Genomic DNA, 24907 nt, shown 5'->3' with positions numbered 1-24907 from the left:
TTTCAGGAGTACCGACATGACCACCAACACCGACCCCCGCCTCGACCCCAGCCGCGTGATCCGCGCCCCGCGCGGCAACACGCTGACCTGCAAGAACTGGATCGCCGAAGCCGCCTACCGAATGATCCAGAACAACCTCGACCCCGAGGTGGCCGAGAACCCGCAGCACCTGGTCGTCTACGGCGGCATCGGCCGCGCCGCGCGCGACTGGGCCTGCTTCGACCAGATCCTCGCCTCGCTGAAAGACCTGAACGAGGACGAGACCCTGCTGGTGCAGTCGGGCAAGCCGGTCGGCGTGTTCAAGACCCACGCCAACGCCCCGCGCGTGCTCCTGGCCAACAGCAACCTGGTGCCCAAGTGGGCCAACTGGGAACACTTCAACGAACTCGACCGCAAGGGCCTGTTCATGTACGGCCAAATGACTGCTGGCAGCTGGATCTACATCGGCAGCCAGGGCATCGTGCAAGGCACCTTCGAGACCTTCGTCGAAGCCGGCAAGCAGCACTACAACAATGATCTCTCGGGCAAGTGGATCCTGACCGCCGGCCTGGGCGGCATGGGCGGCGCACAGCCCTTGGCCGCCACGCTGGCCGGCGCCTGCTCGCTCAACATCGAGTGCCAGCAGAGCAGCATCGACTTCCGCCTGCGCACCCGCTACGTGGACAAGCAGGCGCGCGACATCGACCACGCGCTCGAACTCATCAAAGAGCACACCGCGAAGAAGGAAGCCGTCTCCATCGCCCTGCTGGGCAACGCGGCCGAAGTGCTGCCCGAGCTGGTCAAGCGCGCGAAGGCCGGTGGCATCAAGCCCGACCTGGTGACCGACCAGACATCGGCGCACGACCTGATCAACGGCTACCTGCCGGTGGGCTGGTCGGTGGAACAGTGGAAGGCCGCGCAGCGCGACCCGTCTCAACACCAGCGCCTGAGCGCCGAAGCCGCCCAGGGCTGCGCGGTGCACGTCCAGGCCATGCTCGATTTCCAGGCCATGGGCATTCCCACCGTGGACTACGGCAACAACATCCGCCAGGTCGCGTTCGACCAGGGCGTGAAGAACGCGTTTGATTTCCCCGGCTTCGTGCCGGCCTACATCCGCCCCATGTTCTGCGAAGGCAAGGGCCCGTTCCGCTGGGTGGCACTGTCCGGCGACCCGGAGGACATCTACAAGACCGACGCCAAGATCAAGGAACTGTTCCCGAACAACAAGCACACGCACCGTTGGCTCGACATGGCGCGCGAGCGCATCAGCTTCCAGGGCCTGCCCGCGCGCATCTGCTGGCTGGGTCTGGGCGAGCGCCACATCGCCGGTCTGGCTTTCAACGAGATGGTGAAGAACGGCGAGCTGAAGGCCCCGATCGTGATCGGCCGCGACCACCTGGACACCGGCTCGGTCGCCAGCCCCAACCGCGAAACCGAGGCCATGAAAGACGGCACCGACGCTGTGAGCGACTGGCCGCTGCTCAACGCGCTGCTCAACACCGCCGGCGGCGCCAGCTGGGTGTCGCTGCACCACGGTGGCGGCGTGGGCATGGGCTACTCGCAACACTCGGGCATGGTGATCGTGGCCGACGGCAGCGACGCCGCCGCCGAGCGCCTGGCGCGCGTGCTGGTGAACGACTGCGGCTCGGGCGTGATGCGCCACGCGGATGCGGGGTATGAACTGGCGATTGCGACCGCCAAAAAGCAAGGCTTGAAACTCCCCATGATCGGATGACACTTCCCACCATGACCCATACGCTCACCCTGAACCCCGGCCAGATGACCCTGGCCGACCTGCGCGCCGTCTGGCAGCAGCCCGTCACCGTCGCGCTGACCGATACGGCCCACGCCGCGATCGCCGCCTCGGCCGCCGCGATCCACGCCATCGTCGCCAAGGGCGACGCGGCCTACGGCATCAACACCGGCTTCGGCAAGCTCGCCAAGACCCGCATCCCCGACGAGCAGCTGGAGCAGCTGCAGCGCAACCTGATCCTCTCGCACTCGGTCGGCACCGGCGAACCCATGAGCGACGCCACCGTGCGCCTGGTGATGCTGATGAAGGCCGCCAGCCTGGCGCGCGGCTACTCGGGCGTTCGCCCGGTGGTCATCGACACCCTGCTCGCGCTGCTCAACGCGGGCGTGGTGCCGGTGATTCCGGTCAAGGGCTCGGTGGGTGCCTCGGGCGACCTCGCACCGCTGTCGCACATGACGCTGGCGCTGATGGGCGAAGGCCCGGTGCGCGTGAACGGCGAGATCCGCCCCGCCGCCGAGGCGCTGAAGCAGGCCGGCATCGTCCCGCTCACGCTGGCCGCCAAGGAAGGCCTGGCCCTGATCAACGGCACCCAGGTCTCGACCGCGCTCGCGCTGCACGGCCTGTTCATGGCCGAGCGCCTGCTCGAAGCCGGCACCGCCATCGGCGCGCTCTGCGTCGACGCCGCCAAGGGCAGCGACGCGCCCTTCGACCCGCGCATCCACGCCGCGCGCGGCCAGCCGGGCCAGATCGCGCAGGCCGCCGTCACGCGCACGCTGCTGCAGGGCAGCGAAATCCGCCGCTCGCACATGGACAACGACGAGCGCGTGCAGGACCCCTACAGCCTGCGCTGCCAGCCGCAGGTCATGGGCGCCTGCCGCGACCTCATCAGCAACGCCGCGCGCACCCTGCTGACCGAGGCCAACGCCGTCACCGACAACCCGCTGGTGTTTGTGGACACCCACGAGGTGCTCTCGGGCGGCAACTTCCACGCCGAACCGGTGGCCTTCGCGGCCGACACACTGGCGCTGGCCATCAGCGAGATCGGTGCCATTTCCGAGCGCCGCATCGCGCTGCTGATCGACAGCACGCTCTCGGGCCTGCCGCCCTTCCTGGTGGACAACCCGGGCCTCAACAGCGGCTTCATGATCGCCCACGTCACCGCCGCCGCGCTGGCGTCGGAAAACAAGTCGCACGCCCACCCGGCCAGTGTGGACAGCCTGCCCACCAGCGCCAACCAGGAAGACCACGTGAGCATGGCCACCTACGCCGGGCGCCGCCTGGCCGAGATGGCCGACAACACCGCCACCATCCTCGGCATCGAATGGCTGGCCGCCGCGCAGGGCGTGGACTTCCACCGGCCGCTCACCACCTCGCCGCGCCTGCAGGCCACGCAGGCCACGCTGCGCGCGCAGGTGCCGTTCTACGACCAGGACCGCCTGTTCGCGCCCGACATCGAAGCCGCGCGCGGCCTGGTGTTGCAGGGCCACGCGGCCGAGGGCAACGCCGACGCGCTCGCCGGCCTCTGGACCCACTGAGGCGTCATGCGGCAGGTCGTCACAAGCGAAGTCCCCCCGGTGCCCTGGCGCAACGGCGGTGGGCTCACGCGCGAGCTGCTGGCCTGGCCCTCGCCGCAGGACTGGCGCTGCCGCCTCAGCGTGGCGGACATCGCCAGCGATGGTCCGTTCTCGGCCTTTCCCGGCGTGGCCCGCCATTTTGTGGTGCTCGAAGGCGATGGCGTGGCGCTGGCGTTCGACGGCGAGCCGATCGAACAGTGCCCCAGCAACGCGCCGCTGGTGTTCGATGGCGCATTGACGCCCAGCTGCCACCTCCTGGGCGGCCCGGTGCGCGACCTCAACCTGATGATCCGCGGCGGCTCGGGAGGCATGGCCGCCGTGCTGCCTGGCGCCGCCTGGCAAGCCCCCGTCGGTGCCCAGGCCGGCCTGTTCGCGCGGGTGCCAGGCCGCTGGCGCAACGGAACGGAAGCACTCACCCTGCCGGCCCTCGGCTTGCTCTGGTTCGACACACCACCGCCGGGCGACTGGCGCTTCGAACCCGACGCCCCCGCAACACCCGAAGCGCCCGTTGGCTGGTGGCTGCACCACATCCCCGAAGGCATCACCCCATGACCACCACCACCCTCTGGCACAACGCCCGCCTCGCCACGTTGGACCCCAGCCACGGCGCAGACGGCTGGGGCCTGGTCGAAGACGGCGCCTTGCTCACCGTTGGCGACCGGATCACCTGGGTCGGCCCGAACCGGGGCCTGCCCGCCCACGCCCGGCCCGCACACGAGGTGGACCTGGGCGGCCTGCTGGTCACGCCCGGGCTGGTCGACTGCCACACCCACCTGGTCTACGGCGGCCACCGCGCCGCAGAGGCCGAGATGCGGCTGAACGGCGCCAGCTACGAGGCCATCGCCCGCGCGGGCGGCGGCATCCGATCCACCGTCGCCGCCACGCGCGCCGCCAGCGACGACGAGCTGTTCGCCAGCGCCGCCCGGCGCCTGCGGGCGCTGATGGCCGAAGGCGTGACCACGCTGGAGATCAAGTCGGGCTACGGCCTGTCGCTGGAGGCCGAGGCGCGCTGTCTGCGCGTGGCGCGCCAGCTCGGCAGCGACCGGCGCGTCGACGTGCGCACCACCTTCCTCGGCGCCCATGCCTTGCCTCCCGAGTTCGAAGGCCAGCCCGACGACTACATCAGCGCCGTCTGCGAGTGGCTGCCGGCGCTGCACGCCCAGGGCCTGGTCGACGCGGTCGACGCCTTCTGCGAGAACATCGGATTCACCCCCGCCCAGACGCGGCGCGTGTTCGAGGCTGCGCGGGCGCTCGGCCTGCCGGTCAAGCTGCACGCCGAGCAGCTCTCCGACCAAGGGGGCGCCGCGCTCGCGGCCTCGTTCGGCGCGCTCTCCTGCGACCACCTGGAACACCTGAGCAGCGAAGGCATCGCGGCCATGAAATCCGCTGGCACCGTGGCCGTGCTGCTGCCGGGCGCCTTCTACATGCTGCGCGAAATCAAACTCCCTCCGATCGCCGCGCTGCGCGAGGCCGGGGTGCCGATGGCGGTGTCCACCGACCACAACCCCGGCACCTCGCCCGGCCTGTCGCTGCTGCTGTCGGCCCACATGGCCTGCACCTTCTTCCGCCTCACGCCGCTGGAAGCCGTGCGCGGCATCACTGTGCACGCGGCCCGCGCGCTCGGCCTGCGCGACCGCGGCCAACTCGCCGCCGGCCAGCGCGCCGACTTCGTCGCCTGGGACCTCGACCACCCGAACGAACTGGCCTACTGGTTCGGCCACAACCCCTGCCGCCGCGTCGTGGCGGCCGGACAGGAGCGACCATGAACAACAGCACGTCCTTCGTCTGGCAAGGCCGGACCGACAGCGAAGAAGTCGGCGACAGCCGCCGCTGGCACCACGTGGTGCGCCCCTTCGACCGCACCTCGCAGGACGGCGTGGCGCTGATCGGTTTTGCGGTCGACGAGGGCGTGCGCCGCAACGGCGGCCGGCCCGGGGCCGCCGAAGGCCCGCGGGCGCTGCGCGGCGCGCTGGCCAACTTGCCGCTACTGGGCGAGCCCGCGCTGTGGGACGCGGGCGATGTGGACGGCCACCGCCACAGCCTGGAAGACGCACAACAGGCGCTGGCCAGCCGCATCGCCGACGTGGTGGCCCGGGGTTGCCGGCCGCTGGTGATGGGTGGCGGCCACGAAATCGCCTGGGGCACGTTCCAGGGCCTCGCGCGCGCGCGCCCCAAATGTGAGCGCCTGCTGATCGTCAACCTCGACGCCCACTTCGACCTGCGCATGGCCGCCCAAGGCAACTCGGGCACGCCGTTCCGCCAGATCGCCGACTGGTGCCAGGCCCAGGGCCGGCCGTTCGACTACCACGTGCTGGGCATCAGCCGCTTCGCCAACACGCAGGCGCTGTTCGACCGCGCCGCGGCGCTGGGCGTGCGACACCGGCTGGACGAGCACCTGCAGTCGGCCGAACAGCTGGTGCAGGCGCAGGCCGCGCTGGCCGAGGACCTGGCGCGCTGCGACGGGGTCTATCTGACGATCTGTCTGGATGTGTTGCCGGCACCGCTGGCGCCCGGCGTGTCGGCCCCGGCCCCGCTGGGCCTGCCGCTGGCCCATGTCGAAGCGCTGGTAGACCAGGTGATGGCCAGTGGCCGCGTGCTGGCGGCCGATCTGGCCGAACTCAACCCCCCGCTCGACGAGGGAGGGCGCACCGCGCGCGTGGCCGCCCGGCTGGTGGCGCGCATCGCGCGCGGCTTCGCGGCCCGCTGAAGACCGCGGCGGCCACCGTCAGTCGCGGTCCTTGTGGTGACCGCGGCCATGGCCGCGACCGTGGTCGTGCCAGTGACCATGACCACGGCCACGGTCGTCGTCCCAGCGGCCCGGGCGGTCGCGCCAGTGGCCACCGATCACCACCGGGCGCGGGGGCGCGTAGACCACCGGCGGGCCGTACACCACGGCCGGCGGACGCTGGTAGTACACCGGGGCGGGCTGCACCACCACCGGCGGCGGTGCGTAGTAATAGGCGGGCGGTTGGTAGTAAACGGGCGGCTGGTGCACCACCACCGGCGCGTTCGAAGCGCCGATGCTGACGCCGGGGCCGTTGACGCCCACCGACCAGTACACGTCGCGCGCATGCGCCTGGCTGGCGGCGGTGGACAGCGCCCAGGCGCCGGCCACCAGGCTCACGGCGGCCAGGCCACGGGCCCAGACCGAGGTGCGTTGCAGGCTGGGTGAGAGGGTGTTCATCGTGAGGTTCTCCATGTGTCGGGGCCTGGATTCGGACCCGGTGCCCGAATTACAGGCCGAATCCCGGTAACCTGCACCCCACGGCCGGTCAATCTCGTAGCCATTCGTAACAACAACCCACTGGTTTACCCGCATGTCTGCCACTCCCAAGGACATTCTCGATTTCTGGTTCGGCGACGGCCTGTCGATGGGCTGGCCCAGCGACGACCGCAGCGCGCTCTGGTTCGGTGGCGGCCCGGCGCTGGACCGGCAGATCAGCGAGCGCTTCGGCAGCCGCGTCGAGCAGGCGCTGGACGGCCAGCTCGTGGAATGGGAAAGCGGCCTGCTGGACCGGCTCGCGCTGGTCATCCTGCTGGACCAGTTCACCCGCAATGTGCACCGGGGCCAGGCCCGCGCCTTTGCCGGCGACGGCCGGGCGCAGCGGCTGGTGCTGCAGAGCCTGGCGCTCGACCAGGACGCCGGTCTGCCCACCATCGGCCGGGTGTTCTTCTACATGCCGCTGATGCACGCCGAAAGCCCGGCGCTGCAGGACGAGTGTGTGCTGAAGTTCGAGACACTGGTCCGCCAGAGCCCGTCCCCGCTGCAGCAGAAGCTGCAGGGCAACCTGAAGGCTGCGCGCGAACACGCCGACATCGTCCTGCGTTTCGGCCGTTTCCCCCACCGCAACGCCGTGCTCGGCCGCAACAGCACCCCCGAAGAAGCCGAATTCCTCACCCACGGTCCGCGCTTCGGCCAGTGACCCATTCACCACCGCCATGCCACGGACCCTGGTCATCCACGCCCACCCGCGCGCAAGCGCCTCGATCGTCACCGAGGCCCTGCGCCGCACGCTTGCGTCGCAACCGGACACCACCATCCGCCCGCTCTACCACCTCTATCCCGACTTCGACATCGACATCGCTGCCGAGCGCACTGCGCTGCACGAGGCCGATCTGGTGGTCTGGCTCTCGCCGGTCTACTGGTACAGCGTGCCGGCGCTGATGAAGCACTGGTTTGAACAGGTGCTGGCCTACGGCTGGGCCTACGGCCCGGGCGGTGACGCGCTGCGCGGCAAGACCGCCTGGTGGGTTGCCAGCGCGGGCGGACAGCTGGGCGACTACACCCCCAGCGGCGCACACGGCCGGCCGTTCGCCGACTACGTGCCCCCGGTCGAACACACCGCGCGCTTCTGCGGCATGCACTGGCTGCCGCCGCACGTGGTGCACGGCGGCCACAGCAACTCGCAGGCCGCCGTCAGCGCCGACTGCGGCGGCCTGCTTCAGCAGCTCGCACAGCACCTCGCCACCATCGAACACCGGGGAACCCCATGACCCAGGCCATCCTGTTCCTGCTGGCGGCGCTCATCTTCGTGCCACTGGCGGTGCGCGCGGGGCTGGGCGCGGTGCTGGGCTACCTGGTGGCCGGCATGGCCATCGGCCCGGTGGGCTTGGCCTTGGTCAACGACCCCACGGCCATCCTGCATGTGTCCGAACTCGGCGTGGTGCTGATGCTGTTCGTGATCGGGCTCGAACTCGAACCACAGCGCCTCTGGGCGATGCGGCGCATCGTGTTCGGCGGCGGCGCGCTGCAGATGCTGGTCTGCGCGGCGCTGCTGATGCCGGTGGGCCTGCTGCTGGGCTGGACCTGGCAGGCGTCGCTGGTCGCGGCGCTGGCACTGGCACTGTCGTCCACCGCGATCGCGGTCGCCATCCTGCAGGAGCGCAACCTGATGCCGCGACCGGTGGGCCAGACCGGCTTCGCCATGCTGCTGTTCCAGGACATCGCCGCCATCCCGCTGCTGGCGCTGGCCGCCGTGCTGGGCACCGCGGCGCCCGCCGCCGACGCCGGCCACGGCGCGGCGCACGGTGGGCCGCTGCTGCAGATCGGCGCGGTGATCGGGGTGGTGGTCGCGGGTCGCTACATCGCCTACCCCGTGATGCGCTTCATCGCCCGACTGCAGGTGCGCGAGCTGTTCACCGGCTTCGCCCTGCTGCTGGTGCTGGGCGTGGCAGCGCTCATGCAGTACGTCGGCCTCTCAATGGGCCTGGGCGCCTTCCTGGCCGGCGTGCTGCTGGCCAGCTCGGAATACCGCCACGCGCTGGAGAACGACATCCTGCCGTTCAAGGGCCTGCTGCTCGGGCTGTTCTTCATCGCGGTTGGCATGAGCATGCAGCTGGGTCTGCTGGTCAGCGCGCCGCTGCAGGTGGTCGTGGGCCTGCTGCTGGTGGTGGCTCTGAAGGCGCTGGGCCTGTGGCTGCTGGGCCTGGTGGTCAAGCTCACGGGCTCGCAGCGCTCCATGCTGGCCATCGTGCTGTCACAGGTGGGCGAGTTCGCCTTCGTGGTGCTGGCCGCGGCCAAGGCCTCGGCCGTGCTGCCGGCCGCCGACGCCGATCTGCTGACGCTGATCGCGGCGCTGTCGATGGTCACCACGCCGCTGCTGCTGATCGCCTTCGACCGGCTCGCGCGGCCCGAGACCAGCGGACGCCCGGCCGACACCATCGAAGACGCCGAGTCGCCGGTGCTGTTGGCGGGCTTCGGCCGCTATGGCCAGATCGTCGCGCGCACGCTGCTGAGCGCGGGCATCAAACCGACCGTGATCGACCACGACGCCGACACCGTCGACTCCGCGCGTCGCTTCGGCTTCAAGGTGCACTTCGGCGACGCCAGCCAGCCCGACCTGCTGCACGCGGCCGGCGTGGGCAAGGCCCGCGCCTTCGTGATCGCCATCGACGACGCGGCGCAGGCCACGCGACTGGCGCACGAGCTGCACGAGTCGCACCCGGACCTGCCCATCATCGCCCGCGCCTACGACGCGGTGCACGAGATGGACCTGGAGGACGCGCACGTGCACCACGCGCAGCGCGAGGTGCTGGAAAGCTCGCTGCGCAGCGCCCGCGCCACGCTGGAGCTGCTGGGTTTCGACCGCTTCCACGCGCGCCAGCTGGCCGACAACTTCCGCCGCCACACCGAAGGCGCCATCCGGCAGGCGCGGCTGGCGCGTCAGCAGGACAACCGCGACGACCTGATCAAGCGCATGCGCGAGGCACGCGAGGAGTTCGAGCGGCAGATGCAGGACGATCTGGCGCGACAGCGCCAGCACGCGCCCGCGAAGGGCTGGAACGCAGGGTCCGACTGAAACAGGACGGGCAACGGGCCGCTCAGCCCAGCGCGAACATCAGCGCGGCACCGGCCACCGCGCCGACCAGCAGCATCACCACCTGCTTCATGCCGCCGCCCTGGTGCGCGGGCGGCAACTCGTCGGGCAGATCATCCGCCACGGTGTCCTCCACCGGCGGCGTCTTGTAGGCCTGGTCCACCGACACCCCGATGCGCCGCAGCGGGCTGCCCGGCGCCGCCCAGGAGGCCCACAGGCCGTGCGCCTCGGAAGGCACGACCGCACCGCGCTCCACCGCCGCCTCCACGTCGCTCCAGCGGATCAGCACCTGGACCGAAGGCAGGAACACATCATCCACCTGCGTGGATTGCCACTCGGACTGCTCGTCCATCACGAACGTGTCCGGGTTGTCCTGGTCCTTGTTCATCGTCGGGTCCCTCGGTCGGCGCGGCGCTTCGGCCTGTTGTGAAAGTGCCGCCAACGATATCGGAAACCCTTTGCCGCTGACACCCCCCAAACGCTCCCCCTGTCGGCTTGGGGGTCGAACCGCCCTAGAATCCGCGCCCACCATGACAAAGCGCACCGACCTGCCGGCCCTGCTGGCCGAGATCCACCGCGACGCCCAGCCCCTGTTCGGCCAGGGCCGCGTGGCCGACTACATCCCTGCGCTGGCCGAGGTGGAACCGCGTCGCTTTGGCCTGGCCATCGCCACGGTCGACGGTCAGACGCACAGCGTGGGCGACGCCCACACCCCCTTCTCGCTGCAGAGCATCACCAAGCTGTTCACTTTCGTGCTGGCGCTCAAGCTCGAAGGCGACGCGGTGTGGCAGCGCGTGGGCCGCGAGCCCTCGGGCGCGGCCTTCAACTCCATCGTGCAGCTGGAAACGGAAAACGGCATCCCCCGCAACCCCTTCATCAACGCGGGCGCGCTGGTCATCACCGACATCCTGACCACCCGCTACGCCCACCTTGACTACGCCCTGCTGGGCGCGCTGCGCCGGCTGGCCGACGAGCCCAACCTGCACTGGAACCCGCGCGTGGAGCGCAGCGAGCGCGAGACCGCGCACCGCAACATGGCCATGGCCTATTTCATGAAGAGCCACGGCAACTTCCGCAACGAGCCGGAAACCGTGCTGGACAACTACTGCCGCCAGTGCGCCACCGAAATGAGCTGCGCCCAGCTGGCACAGGCCACGCTGTTCCTGGCCAACGACGGGCGCGACCTCGGGCGCCTGGGCGAACCGGACGAACAGTTCCTCAGCGCCGACGCCACGCGCCGCGTCAACGCCCTGCTGCTGACCTGCGGCGCCTATGACGCGGCCGGCGACTTCGCCTACCGCATCGGCCTGCCGGTGAAGACCGGCGTGGGCGGCGGCATCGTCGCCATCGTGCCGGGCGTGGCCACCATCGCCGTCTGGTCGCCCGAGCTGGACGCCAAGGGCAATTCGGTGCTCGGCGCCTTCGCGCTGGAGCGGCTGGTGCAAGGCACGGGCTGGGGCCACACCAGCATCTGAATCCATTCAAACCGAACCCTGACGGATGGTCAGGATCTCAAAAGTTCTTTGATATGGAATGGATTTATGTGAATATCTGAATCGGATATTCATTCATAAATTCATTCATGCCATCTCCAAACCCCGCTGAATCCCCGATGCTGCAGGCCCTGCGCAGCCTGGGCGGCCACGCCAGCGGCCCCGCGCTGCAGCAGCGCCTGAGCCTGAGCCAGCCCACGCTCTCGCGCCTGCTGGCGCCGCTGGTGGCCAGCGGCCAGGTGGTAGCGGTGGGCGCGGCACGGGCGCGGCGCTACCTGCTGCCGCGCGAGGTGGAGGGCGTGGGGCGCCAGGTGCCCATCCACGCCGTGGGGGCCGACGGCGCGCTCTCGCCCTTCGGCACGCTTTACCCGCTGGCGGGCGGCGGCTTCTGGATGGACGAGGCCGACAAGGAGCACGGCGCCAGCGCCTTCCACGACAGCCTGCCCTGGTTCCTCTACGACATGCGCCCGCAGGGCTTTCTGGGCCGGGGTTTTGTCGACGCCCACCCTGCCCTGCGCCTGCCAGCCAACCTGCAGCACTGGAACGACGACCACATATTGAAAGCGCTGGTGAACGCGGGCGAAGACCTGCCCGGCAACCTCGTCGTCGGCGCTGCGGCCTTCGACCGCTTCCTGAGCCTGCCCACCCCACAGCGCAGCCGCGCCCCGGTGGTGGACGACCCCTCCACCCAGTACCCCGCCCTGGCGGCACAGGCGCTGGGACAGACCCTGGCCGGCTCCAGCGCGGGCGGTGAGCAGCCCAAGTTCAGCGCCCTGCGCGACGGCCACCCGGTGCTGGTGAAGTTCTCACCCGCCGACGACAGCGCCGTCGCCCAACGCTGGCGCGACCTGCTGGTCTGCGAATCGCTGGCGCTGCACACCCTGACCGACGCCGGCATCGGCGCCGCCCCCACCGAACTGGTCGAGGCCGGCGGCCGGGTCTTCCTGCAAAGCCGCCGCTTCGACCGCACGCCGCAAGGCGGCCGCGTGGGCATGGTCTCGCTGGAGGTCTACGACCGCCAGTACATCGGCCAGGGCACCAACTGGGTCGACACCGCGCGCCGCGCCGACCAGGCCGGCCCCGAGCGCCTGAGCGCCACCGACGTGACCACCCTCTGCCTGCTCGACGCCTTCGGCGCGCTGATCGCCAACACCGACCGCCACCACGGCAACATCTCGCTGCTGCTGCGCGATCACCGCTGGCAGCTCGCCCCCGCCTACGACATGCTGCCCATGCTGTACGCGCCGGTGGCGGGCGAGGTGGTGCCGCGCGACTTCGCGGCCCAGCCGCCGCGCCCGACGGTGCACACCCTGCCCGTTTGGCCGCGCGCGCGTGAACTGGCCACCCGTTTCTGGCAGCGCGTGGCGGAGGATGCACGCATCAGCGCCGGGTTCCGGGCGATGGCGCTGACCAACGCCGGCTTCGTGGACAGGCTGTGAAGGACGGGCTCAGCCCCACAGCGGCGGCTTGATCACCATCAGCGCGAAGACCACCAGCATGGCCGCGAACGCCGGGTAGCCCAACCCCTCCCACCAGCGCGCCATGCGCCAGTAATCGGCGGGCAGTACCGCATCGCCCCGGGAAGACGAGGCTGCCGCCAACTGCGCCATGCGGATCTGCAGCGCCACCACCGGCAGCCAGCACGCCCCGGCGAACGCGTAGAGCCCCAGCGAGAGCGCGATCCACGGTGTGGTCAGCGGCCAGCCGGCCATGTGGGCCAACGCGAAACCGCTGAGCGGTTGCACGATCACGGCTGGCGTCGTCATCCACCAGTCGGCCCGGACCACCAGCCGCGAGACCACCGCCTGCGCCGCCACCGAGCCGCTGCGGTGCGCCATGAAGAGGTAGAAGGCCGAACCGAAGCCCGTGCCCACCAGCACCACGCTGGAGACGATGTGCAGGGTCTTGATCCAGAGGTAGAGGTTCATCGTCTTGCTCCGACAAAGGTCCGTTCGCAGCCGCGCCACAGCAGCGCGGCAATCGGCAGGTTCTTCAGCAACGGGCCCAGCGGGTGCAGCCATTCGCCGGGCACCATGGCGCTGGCGAGCACGGTGAACAGCGCTACCACTGCCAAGCCCGCTCGGCAGGCCAGCGGCCCTGGCCGCACCACCAGCCACAGCCCCATCAGCAGGTCGACCGCGATACCGCCCGCCACCAGCTGCGAGACCAGGGCCTCGGGCACCCAGCCCGGTGCACGCACGAGTTCGTGGCTGATGCCGCCCCAGCCCAGCGCTGACACCAGCGCCGTGCCCCACCACAGCGCCACCAGGCTCCAGCGTTCGGGCGCGTTCATGCAGCCTCGGCCTGCGCGCGCGGTGCGCCCGCCTGCGGCCAGTGCCGCACCGACACCGGCGCGCGCCCCAGCAGCCCCTGCAGCGTGGCCACATCGGCCATGTTCGGCCGCGCCAGCAGGGCCAGGGTCTCGCTGCCCCAAGGCGTCAGCGGCACCGCGTCCCCCAGCCGCGCGCTCCAGCGGCTCGGCGCATCGGGCAGCAGCGCGACGCGGGCCGGCCCATGCCCCAGGGCTTCGCGCCAGTACGAAATCAACGCCTGCAGCGTGAACACCTCGGGCCCGGCCAGTTCCAGAACGCCCTGCACCTCAGGCCGCAGAGCGGCCACCACCGCCGCCGCCAGGTCGTCCACATGCAGCGGCTGCGCCCGCCCGCGCGCCACGGGCGTCGGCAGCAGCAGCCAGGGCAGCCGCGCCAGCGCGCGGAACAGCCCGCTGGACACCCCGCCCTCGCCCACCACGATGCTCGGCCGCAGCACCACCGCCTCCAGCGCACCGCGATCCGCCAGCGCCAGCAGGTGCTCGTCGGCCGCGCGCTTGCTGCACGCATAGGCCGTCGGGTTGTCCTCGATGCCCAGGGCCGAGACCTGAACCACCCGCCGCACACCCGCCCTGGCGCAGGCGTCGAACAGCGCCTTCGGCCCGGCCGCGTGCGTCGGCCAGATCGGGCGCCGGCGCGAATCGCGCAACACGCCCACCGTGTTCACCACCACGTCCACACCCGAGAGATAAGGCAGCCAGTCGGCGGCGGCCGTGGCCCGCGCCATGTCCACCCGCGGGCGCTTCACCAGCGTGTGCCCCGCCGACCGCAGCGCCTGCGCCACGTGCCGCCCCACAAAACCCGACGCACCCAGCAGCCAGACGTTCATGATCCGTCCCTCCCGCAGACAGCCCCGGAACAGGCCGGCACCGCCTTCTGTGCCGCCCGGCGCATGGCGGTCTCGAACACCAGGTGCGCCAGCCAGCGGGGGAACAGATACCGGCGGCGCGCCACCCATGGGTACAGCCGGTCGGCCAGCGGCCGCAGTCCCGGTGAACTCAGCGAGCGCGCCACCCACGACAGACCCACGGCCTCGTACATGGCGACGAAGGTGTTCACCCCGCGCAGCCAGGTCCCGTCCGGCGCCTGCGCATGCAACAACCCCGCGAGCTCATCCCGCGTCACGCCGGCCGGTTCCTCGAAGTCCGGCGCCGCGATGTCCACAAACCGCAGCCGTTGCGTGCGCTGGTTGCGCAGCATCAGGTTGCGCATCTCTGCCAAGCACACCGGACAGGCGCCGTCGTAATACAGGGTCAGCGGATACAGGCTGTTGGTCATCGCATCACTCCTTGTTTCCGTTATTTCTGTCAACACAGAAATAACAACTCAAAAAAAAGCCCGGGCCGCCTCAGCCGTCCGAGCGCACGAACTTCTGCACCGACGCGCCCATGCGCATCACCTTCTCCAGTGTGGCGGGCGACAGCCGCAGCATTTCGTCGGTCCACACGCCCAGGGTCTGCATGAAGCGCAGCGTCTCGCGCACGCGGTCCTGTGCGTCGGGCGATTCGCTCTCGAACTCGGGCGAGGCCACCAGCGCCTGCAGCATCTGCACCGTGGGCACAAACTCTCGCTCTTTGCGCTGGCGCACGATGGTGCGGAACAGTTCCCACACGTCGGAAGACGTCTCGAAGTAGTCGCGCCGGTCGCCCAGCACCTGCGTCTGCCGCACCAGGCCCCAGTTGCGCAGCTCGCTCAGGCTGGTGCTCACATTGGAGCGGGCCACCACCAGCGTGGTCGCAATCTCTTCAGCGTGCAGCGGGCGACCATGGAAAAACAACAGGGCGTGGATCTGGGCGACGGTGCGGTTCACGCCCCAGGCGCTCCCCATTTCACCCCAGTGCACCACGAAACGGCGGGCAGTTTCGGTCAGTTCCATGGGTGTGATCGTGCGCGCGTCTGAAATTTCTGTCAAGACAGAAAATAGCAGCAGCCCATGTCCAATGCCATCGACACCGAGTCCCCACCCGTGCGATCACTGCCCCGTTTGCGGGATTGCCACGCACAGCGCCAACGGCACAATGCGGCCACCTGTCACACACCCCGCCGGAGTGCATCGGCGGAAAAAGCCAACATGAACAAATCACCACGCTTTCGCGGCCTTGCTGCCGCATCGGTTCTGCTGGGCGCCTTCACTGCGATCTCGTTGACGGCTTGTGCTGCTGGCCCTGCGTCATCGCCGCCAGCCACCCGCGCGGCGCAGGTCACCCACAACTGCAAACCGCAAGAGTCGGTCCGTTTCTCCTGCGAATTGCAAGACCACCGGCTGTTGTCGATGTGCGCATCGCCGGAACTCTCGGCGTTCAAAGGACTGCCCAAAGACAACCCGGGTTATGCCTACCTGGTCGTCGGAACGCCAGAAGGAACGGTGCAGTACAGCTACCCGCCCAATCCCTACGACTACAAGCAACACTTCTACAAAGGCGTTTCCGCCCACGTCATTCCGTACCTGTTTGTTACCTCCGAGAAGGGAGAGTTCTTCTTCCTCTCAGAACAAGACGCCGCCGACACACAGGGAGCCGGCGGCTGGACGCAGGAGAACTTGCCTGACGGCTGGTCCATCACCACAAAGGACAAGAACCGTGCATGCGCCCGTGTGCTGGAGTTCGACCCTGACTTCGCTGCGGGGGTGACGCGCGATTCGGTCTGGAAGGAGAAGGAGCGGGAGCGACTTGACGCCGAAAAGGCCAAGGCCAAACAACCATGAGCGCCAACGACCCCGTCGTTCCGGGGCTGGCCACGGCCCGGCAGCGCGAGCGAGCCGAATCCCTGCTGGTAGCGGCCTACCGCAGCGGCATCACCGATGCCAAGGAACTGGCGAATTTCATGGGGCAGACGCAGCACGAAAGCCAGAACTTCTCCCGACTTGAGGAAAACCTGAACTACCGAGGCTCTGTCCTGTGGGACACATTCAAAGGCGGAGGCAAGGTACCGCCCCGCAACGGATTGACCGAAAAAGAGGCCGGAGAACTGGCAGCCATCGAAGACCCCCAGCAGCGACGACAGGCGATTGCAAACAAGATTTACGGCGGTGCATGGGGAGAGGAAGCCCTTGGAAACACCGAACCGAATGATGGCTACAAGTACCGAGGCCGCGGCTACATCCAGTTGACTGGACGAGGCAACTACGCAGACTACCAGCAAAGTACCGGACTGGGCTTGGTCAACCAACCCGAGCTGGCAGCAGACCCAAGCAATGCCGAAACACTGGCCGTTCAATATTGGAAGGACAACGTCCAGCCGAAGACCAAAGATCGAGCCAGCGTCACGGACGCGGGCTCAATCATCAATACCGGCAGGGTCGGTCGGACGGTCAAAGGCCTTGAAGACCGCCAGGCCAACGCCACTGCCTGGACCGCCGCCCTCGACAAAGGCTATCTCCAGGACGCCCTCTACCGGCGGCCTGAAGCGCTGGCACAGCTGGGCGACACCAGCCGCGAACTGCTGAAGGATGCCGAGCGACATGTCCGGGCGCTGGCTGACAAGCACAAGCTGCCCTGGGACCGGGGCATGGACAACACCGTCTTCGCCGTGGCCCAGTTGGCCCGCGAACAGGGCATGACCGACATCACGACGCTCAAGGCGGTCGACGGCCAGATCCGTTTCGCCCAGCAAGCCAAGGGCGAGCCGCTGCGTGAAGCACAGATCGACGCCAAGGTGGCAGCCAACACCGGAGTAGACGAGTCCGTGGGCCGCATGGTGCAGGGTGACCGCGCGCCGACCCGTAGCGATACCTCCGAAGTCGCGGAACGCTCCCAAGTGAGGGAACCCGCGCTCGCACGCTGATCCCTACTCAGCAGCCCGACGGCAGACCTGTTTTCTGCATTCAACGATGTAGACGAGGTAATGGATGAAGAAATTTGTTTTCCCAATGTTGATCGCGGTTGCGATGGCAGCAGGCGCTCAATCGACAAACACCACCAGCAGAGGCAAGTCCAAGGTGTCTGCGCCGTTTGCAGGCAGTTGGGAGTCCTGCGGACGCAATGACTCACCCGACCTGTGCAGCCGCTACCTGCTCCTGCAGCGTGGAAAACGGATCTGCGGCACCTGGTCGTATGTCGCAACATGGGACTATTACGATGGGAGAGTCGTGGCCGAGGTGGTTTCACCTGGCGAAGCGCGGCGCATCCGCATTTGTGGGCGACCGGGCAGTGAGACCAGCACTGAGTGCGAAGCCGGTTGGGACAACATCGATCGACCTTTGCGTCTGTGCGGCGGCAAGCTCGGTGATCTGGATGGCAAGGGTGGCCGTTGCTACGCCGGTTTCGTCCGCGTCAAGCGTCCGGACCCGTCGCTTGAAGAACTCGCCGCTGAGCCATGGGTCCAGGCCTGTCTTTCGGAACAGAAGGAGGAACCCGCCCAGCCAACGCCCTCCGCACACAACGAAGCAGCATGGCTGCAAGAGATTTACGGCACACCGATCCCCAATGTGGCCACCCAGCGCGCCGACACCAGCAGCATCGTCGCCAGCCGTCTACCGATCGGGACCAGCAGGGGCAAAGCACTGGAGTTTCTGCGCGGCCTTGGTGAAGGGCATATCGATGAGTCGGCCAGCGACATCGTTTACTCGACCCATCGCGGTGAAGGGATCAAAGGAAATCGTCGCGACATCCTGATCAAGCTTCACCTCGGCCCCGACCAAAACGTCGCGTCCATCTCGTCATACGTCGACAAGTCGAACAACCTCTAGGTCGGGGCACAGTTTCGAGCCCTGAAGGGCCGAGCCCCCCGCTCATTCGCCGCCCTAGAATGGCCGGATGAGCTCCAACACCCCCAAAAACGCCCCGTCCAACGCCCCCAAAAACAATGCTCCCGCCGCCGAAGGCGAGGAGCACAAGGTCTCCAACTTCCTGCGCCAGATCATCGAGAAAGACCTCGAGACTGGCACCTACGCCAGCCGCCAGTGGGGCGGTGGCCCGGGTGATGCCGCCTTCCACGACGCCGGCCAGCCCGACCCGGCCAAGATCCGCACCCGCTTCCCGCCCGAACCCAACGGCTACCTGCACGTGGGTCACGCCAAGAGCATCTGCCTGAACTTCGGCCTGGCGCGCGACTACGGCGGCGTCTGCCACATGCGCTTTGACGACACCAACCCCGAGAAGGAAGAGAAGGAGTACGTGGACTCCATCCTCGACGCGGTGCAGTGGCTGGGCTTCAACTGGCAGAGCAGCTTCAACGGCAAGACCGAAGACCACCTGTACTACGCGTCGAACTACTTCGACTTCATGTACCGCGCGGCCGAACACCTCATCACCGCCGGCCACGCCTATGTGGACGAACAGACCGCCGAAGAAATGCGCGTCAACCGCGGCGACTTCGGCAAGCCCGGCGTGGACAGCCCCTTCCGCACCCGCACGCCGGACGAGAACCTGGCCCGCTTCCGCGAAATGCGCGACGGCAAGCTCGCCGACGGTGCCGCCGTGCTGCGCGCCAAGATCAGCATGCAGTCGCCCAACATCAACCTGCGCGACCCGGCCATCTACCGCATCCGCCGCGCCACGCACCACAACACGGGCGACGCCTGGTGCATCTACCCCATGTACACCTTCGCGCACCCCATCGAGGACGCGCTGGAGCAGATCACCCACTCCATCTGCACGCTGGAATTTGAAGACCAGCGCCCGTTCTACGACTGGCTGATGGAGCGCCTCATCGAAGGCGGCCTGCTCAAGGCCCCGCCGCCGCGGCAGTACGAATTTGCGCGCCTGAACCTGACCTACGTCATCACCAGCAAGCGCAAGCTGGCGCAGCTGGTGAACGAGAAAAAAGTCAGCGGTTGGGACGACCCGCGCATGCCCACCATCGTCGGCCTGCGCCGCCGCGGCTACACGCCCGAAGCCATCCAGCTGTTTGCCGAACGCATCGGCGTGACCAAGAGCGATTCCTGGATCGACTACAGCACGCTCGACGGCTGCCTGCGCGAAGACCTGGAAAACAAGGCCCACCGCGGCATGGCCGTGCTCGACCCCGTCAAGCTGGTGCTCACCAACTGGGCCGAGGTGTTCGGCGCTGACGGCTACACCGAAGACTGCACCCAGCCCGCCCTGCCCCACAGCGCCATTGCCGAAGGACAAACGCCCCCGCCCGACCGCGTGTTCAAGATCGGCAAGGACGTGTGGATCGAACGCGAAGACTTTGAAGAAGTGCCGCCCAAGGGCTACAAGCGCCTGTTCCCCGGCAACGTGGTGCGCCTCAAAGGCGGCTACGTCATCGAATGCACCGGCTGCGCCAAAGACGCCGACGGCAAAGTGACCGAAGTGCACGCCAAAGTGATCGCCGGCACCAAGAGCGGCACCCCCGGTGCCGACAGCGTCAAGGCCAAAGCCGCCATCACCTGGGTGGGCGCCGCCGACGGCCGGGAAGCCGAAGTGCGCCTGTACGACCGCCTGTTCACCGACCCGCAACCCGACGCGGGCGGCAAGAACTTCCTGGACGCGCTGAACCCCGACAGCCTGAAGGTGGTGACGGCCTATGTGGAGCCGTCACTGGCCGCAGCGAAGCCCGACCAGAAATTCCAGTTTGAGCGGCACGGCTACTTTGTGGCCGACCGGACGGATCACGGCGTGGGCGGGAAAGTGGTGTTCAACCGGGTGACTGGGTTGAAGGATAGTTGGGGGAAGTAGAGCACCCTGCTCCAGCCGCGTCAGAAACCAACAAAAATCATTAATCAAATAGCCTCCCTCGCATTGGAGTTATCGTGCTACGAAAACTAACAATTTCTGGATTCAAGTCCATTCGTGCCCAAACACTGGACCTTGGCCGAATTACCGTGCTAATCGGACAAAACGGGGCAGGCAAAAGCAATGTGCTAGAAGCAATTGGCATGCTATCTGCCGCAAGCGCCGGGAATGTTACGTATGAGTCCCTTAATTCCAAAGGACTTCGCCTATCCACGCCTAGCGTATATAAGTCAGCTTTAAAAGGTGGAGGACATCGACCCAAATATTTCGATCTCTCAGCCGAACTTGACAATTTGAAATACCATGCAAACCTTTTCACCAGCACCAACAATGAGAGCCCTCAATGGACCTTTCATTCAGAGTCCATCAAGACGAGGCACAGCAATACGTCGCAAAGATGGTCAAAGATTGCAGGCAGATCAGGCAATGGCTTCACAATTAACGGCCAGAGCATCAACAAAGCCAACCTAAGGAAGACTGACAGCGTTGTGCAGGCTCTTGAATTATTAGGCGCCTTACCTCCAGAACTCCAAAATTCTATTGATCTACTGAAGAACTTTGCCATTTATGCACCCACAACAAATGTGCTACGAGGCATTGATACAGACAACCGAATCAAGTCTCCGCTTGGTTTAACCGGAGGTGGACTCGTTCAAGCGGTTTCAGATGCATTTAATGCTGGTCACGCCAAAGATTTCAAGAGATTCTTTCAAATTCTCTCTTGGTATCGAGCAATCTCAGTCGCTCGACCCACCGCAGAGCTTAAGAATCCATTGTTTGGCGGAGGAGACAGGGTACTGGCCTTCACAGACCAGTTCATGATTCAAGACTTCAACAAACTATATTCATATGACGTCAGCGAGGGGGCACTTTACGTCGTATTCGCTCTAACTCTTCTCTTGCACGTCAATGCCCCACGCTTCTTCGCCATTGATAACATTGACACAGCCCTTAACCCAGGACTGATAAGAAATCTCATAAAACACATTGCAGAGCTTGCGGAAGAGCGGGACAAGCAAATAATTCTCACCACACATAATCCTGCCGCCCTAGATGCTCTTGACGTGTTCGATGAGAAATACGCACTCTATATCGTTGACCGAGGAACGACCGGGGCAACCGAACTCACACGAATTAAACCGCCAGAATCAATGACTCGACAGCAATGGGAAGATGAAACTGGAGGCGCGAGACTATCCGAGTTGTGGCTTGAAGGATATCTTGGCGGAATAACACCACCTTCAACCTTCTAAAATGAAGAGAAGATACTTAATCGTCTCCGAGGGAGAAACCGACTATGAAGTTCTCCGTGGCATTATCTCAGAGCATGCAAAAAATGTCGGATGGACTGCAAAAGTCGAGGCATTTTTTCCAGGCATAGGGAAACATAAGAAAGATGGAGGATGGAGCAACTTGAAAAGTTGGTGTACCGAGCATTCACGCGACCTTTCAGGCACTCGAAACCTATCAGCTGCAGCCGCTGCTTTAGGTGCACCTCAAACAGGCACCCCTGCAAATCCAATACGCAAAGATAAATTGGCAGCCGCATTGAAGCTGCAAGCCCCATATTCCTACACAACATTCATCATCCAGCTGGATACTGATGTTGCTGAGGACTATATGAAAGATACCATCTTCAGTCAATTGCTACTACCCCTTAGCACAAACGACAGAAAACGCATAGGGGAAGCTGCGCTTGACTCGTGGTTAGGCGGGCATACTCAAAAGAAGAATGGTCAAGGCATTATCTACTGTGTTTCAACACATGCCATCGAGACCTTTCTACTTGCAAACCATGACCAAGCGCAGGTACAAGTAGCATTGAATGGAAACTTAAGTTCCACCGACTATGACAACGTACCATCGCCAGATCAAGCACTGATTAATCTTGGATACACACCCGAGATCAAAAATGGCAAACAAGTACTTAAAAAGACCACTAGCAAGTACCGAACTTACGCAAATAAATTCGGCAACAACTTGCAGGCGGCGAGACAACGATCCAGCGGCTTAAATACTTTACTTGTTTCACTGTAAAGTTTAATTTTTGAGCATTGGGGTCGGAATTGGCTACTGGGATTGGCTTCAGGAATCGGGGCAGATCCTGCCTTTCGCCTATAGGCGCGCAGCAAACTTCCCGCCCCCGCTCGCCCCAATCACCAACCGCTGCGTCACCCGCGTGGCCCCCACATAGAACAGCCGCGCTTCCTCGCGCTCGTCTTCGCCCTCGGCGGGCATGCGCCCGGCGCCCACCAGCGCCACCACCGGGAACTCCAGCCCTTTGCTGACGTGCAGCGTCATCACCTTGATGCTGTCGTGCGCGGGGTCGAACACGCTGGACAGGTTCTGGCGCAGCGGGTGCGGCAGTTTGCGTTTGCGCAGGAATTCGGCGCACATGTCCATTTCGCTGTGGTGGCGGCAGAGGATGGCCATGTCGGCCCAGGCGTGGCCTTCGCGGTGGGCGGCACTCTGCATGTGGGTATGCCTTTCGGCGGTATCAGTTGGTTGTTGGCGCCAGCACGAACTTGTGGCTGCCGGTGATCTTCGTCACTGCAGAGGCAGGCTCAGGGAACAGCCGCGTCCAGGCCCTTCCACCTGCCGAAGTGGTGCCAGCGAAAGCACCGCCAGCCCCAAAGACCGGGATGTCCATACCGCCCTCGGAGCTCACGTACTTGAATACGTACACCGTGTCTGCTTCAAACTGCTGCTTTGCTTTCGCACTCATGTCGATCAGCGCCGGATAGCCCACGGACAGCAGCCGCTCACCCGGCTTGACGCGAATCCAAGTGAACGAATCGGCGGGGAGCGCACCGATCTTCACGTCGTCAACCTTGATGTCCACCGCTCTGGCCGTTGGCATGGTCCGGTCGCGATACACGTACACGAGAGCGGAACCATCTTTCGCAGGTGCCGCATAGGTGGCAGGCGGCAAGTCGACGGTCGTTTCGCAGGCGGAGAGAAGCAGTCCGGAGCAAAGGACGGCCAGCACAGAGCGGCGATCAGAGAACAACACGGGGTTCCTTTCAGTGGGTAGTGGGAGTGGGTTAAACAAACGCAGCTGCAGGCGAACAGCCAAGGCCGACGTCGCCGTGAATGTCCCAGGTCTGCTTGTTGGCCTGGATGAGGGTGGAGAGCCGGAAGTCCTTGACCTCCAGGATCAGGATGCCCCGACGCGGGTGCATGACGACAAAGTCCGGGTGCTGGTGCCGGGGGCCGACGGCCACGTCGTACCAGAGCAGGTAGTCGGCGTCGAGCTTCTGTTCCAGCCGCTCGGCGGAGCGGCGCTCGCCTGAAGTCATGCGCGAAACGCAGCTGCCCAAGGCGGGTATCAGTGTGGCCATCTGACTTGTGTCTTTTTGTTTCCCTGGGGCGCATGATGCACCAACTCGCAGGGAATGCGGCCGCACTCGCTGTCAACAGTGCCCATCGGTACACTCGCGCCCATGCACCCCGCCATCGCCCAACACCGCGCGTCCATTGCGGCCATCTGCCAGCGCTACGGCATCCGCCGGCTGGAGGTGTTCGGCTCGGCCGCTCGAGGCGATGACTTTGTGGCCGAGAGCAGCGACGCGGACTTTCTGGTGGAGTTCGCGGCCGACGCCCGGCCGGACCTGCGCAACTCCTACGGCGCCAAGGCCGAGCTGGAGCAGTTGCTGGGCCGGGGTGTGGACCTGGTGGAGCCGGGCGCGGTGCGCAACCCCTACGTGCTGGCCAGCATCAACCGCCACCGCGAGCCCGTTTATGCAACGTGACCCGCGCGCCTTCCTGTGGGAGGTACGCGAGGCGGCGCAGGCGGTCGGTCGCATCGAAACCATCGCAGCCGGGACGCCCCGTCGCACATTTGTGAACGATCCTGAGAAATGACTTTTGCTTCAGTCCATCGCACGGTGAATACCAACAAGCCGACCCGGACCGTAAGCGAACAAGCCCGCATTCATCTCGCGCTCAAACAGGCCGCCGCTCACGCCCGCAAGCAACTGGCGGCGCAGGGCCTGAAGCTGCCCACCCAGAGCTGGAAAACAGGAAAGATCACCAACCCGGTGGTTTGAACCCGCCAGGGTCGAACACACTGGATGAGCTCCTGCGCAGCCGGTGTGGCAGCTTGCGTTTGCGCAAGAACTCGGCGCACATGCGAACGCGTCATCCGCCGCCAAAAGGGCCAGAACACAACTGCTGCTCGCACGGAATGCCGTCGTGGTCTCCGTCCATTTCCATGCCTGGGCAGTTCTGCAGAAACAGCTTGGCCTCGCTGCACGAACTCATCTGAGAGCAGTGCTTGCGGCCGTCGCACTGAAAAGCTGGAGACGCAATCTCGGGGGCTGCGGTTTGCGCCGGGCTCACCAGACTCTGTGACGCGGTAGGCATCGCCTCGACGCGTTCGGTGTAGCGGGAGTAGCCGAACCATCCCACACCAGCCGCCAGCAGCAAGGCGATCAGGACCGAGCCGAACGACCCCGATCCGGCTCGCTCGGGCGCCCGGCGCCGCGCCCCCTCCGTCGTGCCCTGCCTGGGATGACGTGAGGCCCTCGGCTGCGGATCGCCCGGCCGACGCACCCTCACCGCACGCTTGCGTCCCTCCTTGTCCAGCTCCAGCTCAAACGACAGCGACTCGCCGATCACCGGCGACCGCCCTTCGCGCGGAAACGCGGACACGTGGACGAAGAGTTCCTGCCCACCCTGGTCGGCCACCACGAAGCCGAAGCCTCGGTCGGTATTCCATTTGGTGAGCTTGCCGTGGAATCTGGGTACGACGGTGTTCATGGTTCTTGCTTCTCGTTTTCTGA

At 66.2% G+C, this 24907-nt stretch carries 28 protein-coding genes and 1 pseudogene; 18 read left to right on the top strand and 11 right to left on the bottom strand.

The features are described 5' to 3' along the window. Window positions 1-16 precede the first annotated feature (16 nt). Genes hutU through hutG form a run of 5 tightly spaced genes read left to right on the top strand, consistent with a single transcriptional unit; the run spans window position 17 to window position 6013 of the window. The gene (gene hutU, locus ACFOPI_RS15815; RefSeq protein ID WP_382175710.1) at window positions 17-1714 is read left to right on the top strand and encodes a urocanate hydratase; all 1698 of its coding nucleotides are present in this window, start codon (window positions 17-19) and stop codon (window positions 1712-1714) included. Continuing rightward, window positions 1711-3267 (top strand): histidine ammonia-lyase, encoded by a 1557-nt coding sequence (hutH, locus tag ACFOPI_RS15810; protein ID WP_382175707.1) that lies wholly within the window; start codon window positions 1711-1713, stop codon window positions 3265-3267. The genes hutU and hutH overlap by 4 nt, the downstream gene beginning before the upstream one ends. 6 nt (window positions 3268-3273) lie before the next feature. Beyond that, complete coding sequence (locus ACFOPI_RS15805) at window positions 3274-3858, top strand: HutD/Ves family protein (protein WP_382175704.1); 585 nt, start codon at window positions 3274-3276, stop codon at window positions 3856-3858. Continuing rightward, complete coding sequence (gene hutI / locus ACFOPI_RS15800; protein ID WP_382175701.1) at window positions 3855-5072, top strand: imidazolonepropionase; 1218 nt, start codon at window positions 3855-3857, stop codon at window positions 5070-5072. Before ACFOPI_RS15805 ends, hutI begins: the two co-directional genes overlap by 4 nt. Continuing rightward, window positions 5069-6013 carry a formimidoylglutamase gene (gene hutG / locus ACFOPI_RS15795; RefSeq protein ID WP_382175698.1) on the top strand — a complete coding sequence of 315 codons (945 nt, stop codon included), beginning with the start codon at window positions 5069-5071 and terminating at the stop codon, window positions 6011-6013. Before hutI ends, hutG begins: the two co-directional genes overlap by 4 nt. Window positions 6014-6031: 18 nt before the next feature. Here the strand turns inward: hutG and ACFOPI_RS15790 are convergent, their stop codons facing one another. Beyond that, complete coding sequence (locus ACFOPI_RS15790) at window positions 6032-6490, bottom strand: hypothetical protein (RefSeq protein ID WP_382175695.1); 459 nt, start codon at window positions 6488-6490, stop codon at window positions 6032-6034. Window positions 6491-6623: 133 nt separating this feature from the next. Here ACFOPI_RS15790 and ACFOPI_RS15785 point away from each other — a divergent pair, with 133 nt between their 5' ends. The 3 genes from ACFOPI_RS15785 to ACFOPI_RS15775 are packed head-to-tail and all read left to right on the top strand — an operon-like array spanning window position 6624 to window position 9605. After that, a complete protein-coding gene (locus ACFOPI_RS15785; protein WP_382175693.1) occupies window positions 6624-7229 on the top strand; it encodes a DUF924 family protein in 606 nt (201 codons plus the stop codon). A gap of 16 nt (window positions 7230-7245) precedes the next feature. After that, window positions 7246-7800, top strand: coding sequence for a glutathione-regulated potassium-efflux system oxidoreductase KefF (gene kefF / locus ACFOPI_RS15780; RefSeq protein ID WP_382175690.1), 555 nt, complete (start codon window positions 7246-7248; stop codon window positions 7798-7800). Then, window positions 7797-9605 carry a monovalent cation:proton antiporter-2 (CPA2) family protein gene (locus ACFOPI_RS15775; RefSeq protein WP_382175687.1) on the top strand — a complete coding sequence of 603 codons (1809 nt, stop codon included), beginning with the start codon at window positions 7797-7799 and terminating at the stop codon, window positions 9603-9605. Before kefF ends, ACFOPI_RS15775 begins: the two co-directional genes overlap by 4 nt. 22 nt (window positions 9606-9627) lie before the next feature. On the opposite strand, the gene ACFOPI_RS15770 is transcribed toward ACFOPI_RS15775, so the two are convergent. After that, window positions 9628-10011, bottom strand: a complete 384-nt coding sequence (locus tag ACFOPI_RS15770; RefSeq protein WP_382175684.1) for a hypothetical protein — start codon at window positions 10009-10011, stop codon at window positions 9628-9630. A 142-nt stretch (window positions 10012-10153) separates the two neighbouring features. Between ACFOPI_RS15770 and ACFOPI_RS15765 the strand changes: the two genes are divergently transcribed. Both ACFOPI_RS15765 and yjjJ read left to right on the top strand, forming a co-directional pair. Beyond that, complete coding sequence (locus tag ACFOPI_RS15765) at window positions 10154-11098, top strand: glutaminase (RefSeq protein ID WP_382175681.1); 945 nt, start codon at window positions 10154-10156, stop codon at window positions 11096-11098. Between the two features lie 107 nt (window positions 11099-11205). Next, window positions 11206-12555, top strand: coding sequence for a type II toxin-antitoxin system HipA family toxin YjjJ (yjjJ, locus tag ACFOPI_RS15760; RefSeq protein ID WP_382175678.1), 1350 nt, complete (start codon window positions 11206-11208; stop codon window positions 12553-12555). A gap of 9 nt (window positions 12556-12564) precedes the next feature. Here yjjJ and ACFOPI_RS15755 read toward each other — a convergent pair whose 3' ends face one another. The 5 genes from ACFOPI_RS15755 to ACFOPI_RS15735 all read right to left on the bottom strand — a co-directional run bounded on the left by ACFOPI_RS15755 (window position 12565) and on the right by ACFOPI_RS15735 (window position 15322). After that, window positions 12565-13044 (bottom strand): DUF2269 family protein, encoded by a 480-nt coding sequence (locus tag ACFOPI_RS15755; RefSeq protein WP_382175675.1) that lies wholly within the window; start codon window positions 13042-13044, stop codon window positions 12565-12567. Next, window positions 13041-13409: a DoxX-like family protein gene (locus tag ACFOPI_RS15750; RefSeq protein ID WP_382175673.1), complete on the bottom strand. Its 369-nt coding sequence runs from the start codon at window positions 13407-13409 to the stop codon at window positions 13041-13043. The genes ACFOPI_RS15755 and ACFOPI_RS15750 overlap by 4 nt, the downstream gene beginning before the upstream one ends. Beyond that, window positions 13406-14275 (bottom strand): NAD-dependent epimerase/dehydratase family protein, encoded by an 870-nt coding sequence (locus ACFOPI_RS15745; protein WP_382175670.1) that lies wholly within the window; start codon window positions 14273-14275, stop codon window positions 13406-13408. Before ACFOPI_RS15745 ends, ACFOPI_RS15750 begins: the two co-directional genes overlap by 4 nt. Continuing rightward, window positions 14272-14724, bottom strand: coding sequence for a thiol-disulfide oxidoreductase DCC family protein (locus ACFOPI_RS15740; RefSeq protein WP_382175667.1), 453 nt, complete (start codon window positions 14722-14724; stop codon window positions 14272-14274). Before ACFOPI_RS15740 ends, ACFOPI_RS15745 begins: the two co-directional genes overlap by 4 nt. Window positions 14725-14794: 70 nt before the next feature. Further along, entirely contained in the window at window positions 14795-15322 is a 528-nt protein-coding gene (locus ACFOPI_RS15735; protein ID WP_382175665.1) for a GbsR/MarR family transcriptional regulator, read from the bottom strand. A 195-nt stretch (window positions 15323-15517) separates the two neighbouring features. On the opposite strand from ACFOPI_RS15735, the gene ACFOPI_RS15730 reads away from it, so the two are divergent. The 6 genes from ACFOPI_RS15730 to ACFOPI_RS15705 all read left to right on the top strand — a co-directional run bounded on the left by ACFOPI_RS15730 (window position 15518) and on the right by ACFOPI_RS15705 (window position 22160). Continuing rightward, entirely contained in the window at window positions 15518-16150 is a 633-nt protein-coding gene (locus ACFOPI_RS15730; protein WP_382175662.1) for a hypothetical protein, read from the top strand. Beyond that, window positions 16147-17229, top strand: coding sequence for a glycoside hydrolase family 19 protein (locus ACFOPI_RS15725; RefSeq protein ID WP_382175659.1), 1083 nt, complete (start codon window positions 16147-16149; stop codon window positions 17227-17229). The genes ACFOPI_RS15730 and ACFOPI_RS15725 overlap by 4 nt, the downstream gene beginning before the upstream one ends. A 64-nt stretch (window positions 17230-17293) precedes the next feature. After that, the gene (locus ACFOPI_RS15720) at window positions 17294-18133 is read left to right on the top strand and encodes a hypothetical protein (protein ID WP_382175656.1); all 840 of its coding nucleotides are present in this window, start codon (window positions 17294-17296) and stop codon (window positions 18131-18133) included. A gap of 67 nt (window positions 18134-18200) precedes the next feature. Beyond that, window positions 18201-20066 (top strand): glutamine--tRNA ligase/YqeY domain fusion protein, encoded by a 1866-nt coding sequence (locus tag ACFOPI_RS15715; protein WP_382175654.1) that lies wholly within the window; start codon window positions 18201-18203, stop codon window positions 20064-20066. 74 nt (window positions 20067-20140) lie between these two features. Further along, on the top strand, window positions 20141-21376 hold the full coding sequence (locus ACFOPI_RS15710; RefSeq protein WP_382175651.1) for an AAA family ATPase: 1236 nt from the start codon (window positions 20141-20143) through the stop codon (window positions 21374-21376). 1 nt (window position 21377) lies between these two features. Continuing rightward, window positions 21378-22160 carry a hypothetical protein gene (locus tag ACFOPI_RS15705; RefSeq protein ID WP_382175648.1) on the top strand — a complete coding sequence of 261 codons (783 nt, stop codon included), beginning with the start codon at window positions 21378-21380 and terminating at the stop codon, window positions 22158-22160. A gap of 78 nt (window positions 22161-22238) precedes the next feature. Here ACFOPI_RS15705 and ACFOPI_RS15700 read toward each other — a convergent pair whose 3' ends face one another. The 3 genes and pseudogenes from ACFOPI_RS15700 to ACFOPI_RS15690 form a co-directional block, all read right to left on the bottom strand. Continuing rightward, on the bottom strand, window positions 22239-22598 hold the full coding sequence (locus ACFOPI_RS15700) for a 3'-5' exonuclease (RefSeq protein WP_382175646.1): 360 nt from the start codon (window positions 22596-22598) through the stop codon (window positions 22239-22241). A 22-nt stretch (window positions 22599-22620) separates the two neighbouring features. Then, window positions 22621-23133, bottom strand: a complete 513-nt coding sequence (locus tag ACFOPI_RS15695) for a DUF2846 domain-containing protein (protein ID WP_382175643.1) — start codon at window positions 23131-23133, stop codon at window positions 22621-22623. A 79-nt stretch (window positions 23134-23212) separates the two neighbouring features. After that, a pseudogene (locus tag ACFOPI_RS15690) lies at window positions 23213-23464 on the bottom strand (nuclease-related domain-containing protein); the annotation flags it as partial. A gap of 102 nt (window positions 23465-23566) precedes the next feature. On the opposite strand from ACFOPI_RS15690, the gene ACFOPI_RS15685 reads away from it, so the two are divergent. Both ACFOPI_RS15685 and ACFOPI_RS15680 read left to right on the top strand, forming a co-directional pair. Further along, entirely contained in the window at window positions 23567-23875 is a 309-nt protein-coding gene (locus tag ACFOPI_RS15685; RefSeq protein WP_382175641.1) for a nucleotidyltransferase family protein, read from the top strand. A gap of 108 nt (window positions 23876-23983) precedes the next feature. Next, entirely contained in the window at window positions 23984-24172 is a 189-nt protein-coding gene (locus ACFOPI_RS15680) for a hypothetical protein (protein ID WP_382175638.1), read from the top strand. Between the two features lie 91 nt (window positions 24173-24263). Here the strand turns inward: ACFOPI_RS15680 and ACFOPI_RS15675 are convergent, their stop codons facing one another. Beyond that, complete coding sequence (locus ACFOPI_RS15675; protein ID WP_382175635.1) at window positions 24264-24884, bottom strand: cold shock domain-containing protein; 621 nt, start codon at window positions 24882-24884, stop codon at window positions 24264-24266. Window positions 24885-24907 lie beyond the last annotated feature (23 nt).

The organism is Hydrogenophaga luteola, assembly GCF_042648585.1.
Lineage (GTDB): Bacteria > Pseudomonadota > Gammaproteobacteria > Burkholderiales > Burkholderiaceae_C > Hydrogenophaga > Hydrogenophaga luteola.
This window is presented reverse-complemented; position numbering and strand designations above follow the sequence as displayed.

Bases quoted from the DNA above. Each gene is read 5' to 3' on its own strand.
- ACFOPI_RS15740 (WP_382175667.1), bottom strand. From the start codon at position 14,724: ATGACCAACAGCCTGTATCCGCTGACCCTGTATTACGACGGCGCCTGT.
- ACFOPI_RS15730 (WP_382175662.1), top strand. From the start codon at position 15,518: ATGAACAAATCACCACGCTTTCGCGGCCTTGCTGCCGCATCGGTTCTG.
- ACFOPI_RS15735 (WP_382175665.1), bottom strand. From the start codon at position 15,322: ATGGAACTGACCGAAACTGCCCGCCGTTTCGTGGTGCACTGGGGTGAA.
- ACFOPI_RS15705 (WP_382175648.1), top strand. From the start codon at position 21,378: ATGAAGAGAAGATACTTAATCGTCTCCGAGGGAGAAACCGACTATGAA.
- ACFOPI_RS15785 (WP_382175693.1), top strand. From the start codon at position 6,624: ATGTCTGCCACTCCCAAGGACATTCTCGATTTCTGGTTCGGCGACGGC.
- ACFOPI_RS15685 (WP_382175641.1), top strand. From the start codon at position 23,567: ATGCACCCCGCCATCGCCCAACACCGCGCGTCCATTGCGGCCATCTGC.
- ACFOPI_RS15715 (WP_382175654.1), top strand. From the start codon at position 18,201: ATGAGCTCCAACACCCCCAAAAACGCCCCGTCCAACGCCCCCAAAAAC.
- ACFOPI_RS15770 (WP_382175684.1), bottom strand. From the start codon at position 10,011: ATGAACAAGGACCAGGACAACCCGGACACGTTCGTGATGGACGAGCAG.
- kefF (WP_382175690.1), top strand. From the start codon at position 7,246: ATGCCACGGACCCTGGTCATCCACGCCCACCCGCGCGCAAGCGCCTCG.
- ACFOPI_RS15755 (WP_382175675.1), bottom strand. From the start codon at position 13,044: ATGAACCTCTACCTCTGGATCAAGACCCTGCACATCGTCTCCAGCGTG.
- hutU (WP_382175710.1), top strand. From the start codon at position 17: ATGACCACCAACACCGACCCCCGCCTCGACCCCAGCCGCGTGATCCGC.
- ACFOPI_RS15805 (WP_382175704.1), top strand. From the start codon at position 3,274: ATGCGGCAGGTCGTCACAAGCGAAGTCCCCCCGGTGCCCTGGCGCAAC.
- ACFOPI_RS15745 (WP_382175670.1), bottom strand. From the start codon at position 14,275: ATGAACGTCTGGCTGCTGGGTGCGTCGGGTTTTGTGGGGCGGCACGTG.
- ACFOPI_RS15765 (WP_382175681.1), top strand. From the start codon at position 10,154: ATGACAAAGCGCACCGACCTGCCGGCCCTGCTGGCCGAGATCCACCGC.
- ACFOPI_RS15700 (WP_382175646.1), bottom strand. From the start codon at position 22,598: ATGCAGAGTGCCGCCCACCGCGAAGGCCACGCCTGGGCCGACATGGCC.
- ACFOPI_RS15790 (WP_382175695.1), bottom strand. From the start codon at position 6,490: ATGAACACCCTCTCACCCAGCCTGCAACGCACCTCGGTCTGGGCCCGT.
- ACFOPI_RS15675 (WP_382175635.1), bottom strand. From the start codon at position 24,884: ATGAACACCGTCGTACCCAGATTCCACGGCAAGCTCACCAAATGGAAT.
- hutI (WP_382175701.1), top strand. From the start codon at position 3,855: ATGACCACCACCACCCTCTGGCACAACGCCCGCCTCGCCACGTTGGAC.
- hutH (WP_382175707.1), top strand. From the start codon at position 1,711: ATGACACTTCCCACCATGACCCATACGCTCACCCTGAACCCCGGCCAG.
- ACFOPI_RS15725 (WP_382175659.1), top strand. From the start codon at position 16,147: ATGAGCGCCAACGACCCCGTCGTTCCGGGGCTGGCCACGGCCCGGCAG.
- hutG (WP_382175698.1), top strand. From the start codon at position 5,069: ATGAACAACAGCACGTCCTTCGTCTGGCAAGGCCGGACCGACAGCGAA.
- ACFOPI_RS15680 (WP_382175638.1), top strand. From the start codon at position 23,984: ATGACTTTTGCTTCAGTCCATCGCACGGTGAATACCAACAAGCCGACC.
- yjjJ (WP_382175678.1), top strand. From the start codon at position 11,206: ATGCCATCTCCAAACCCCGCTGAATCCCCGATGCTGCAGGCCCTGCGC.
- ACFOPI_RS15720 (WP_382175656.1), top strand. From the start codon at position 17,294: ATGAAGAAATTTGTTTTCCCAATGTTGATCGCGGTTGCGATGGCAGCA.
- ACFOPI_RS15775 (WP_382175687.1), top strand. From the start codon at position 7,797: ATGACCCAGGCCATCCTGTTCCTGCTGGCGGCGCTCATCTTCGTGCCA.
- ACFOPI_RS15750 (WP_382175673.1), bottom strand. From the start codon at position 13,409: ATGAACGCGCCCGAACGCTGGAGCCTGGTGGCGCTGTGGTGGGGCACG.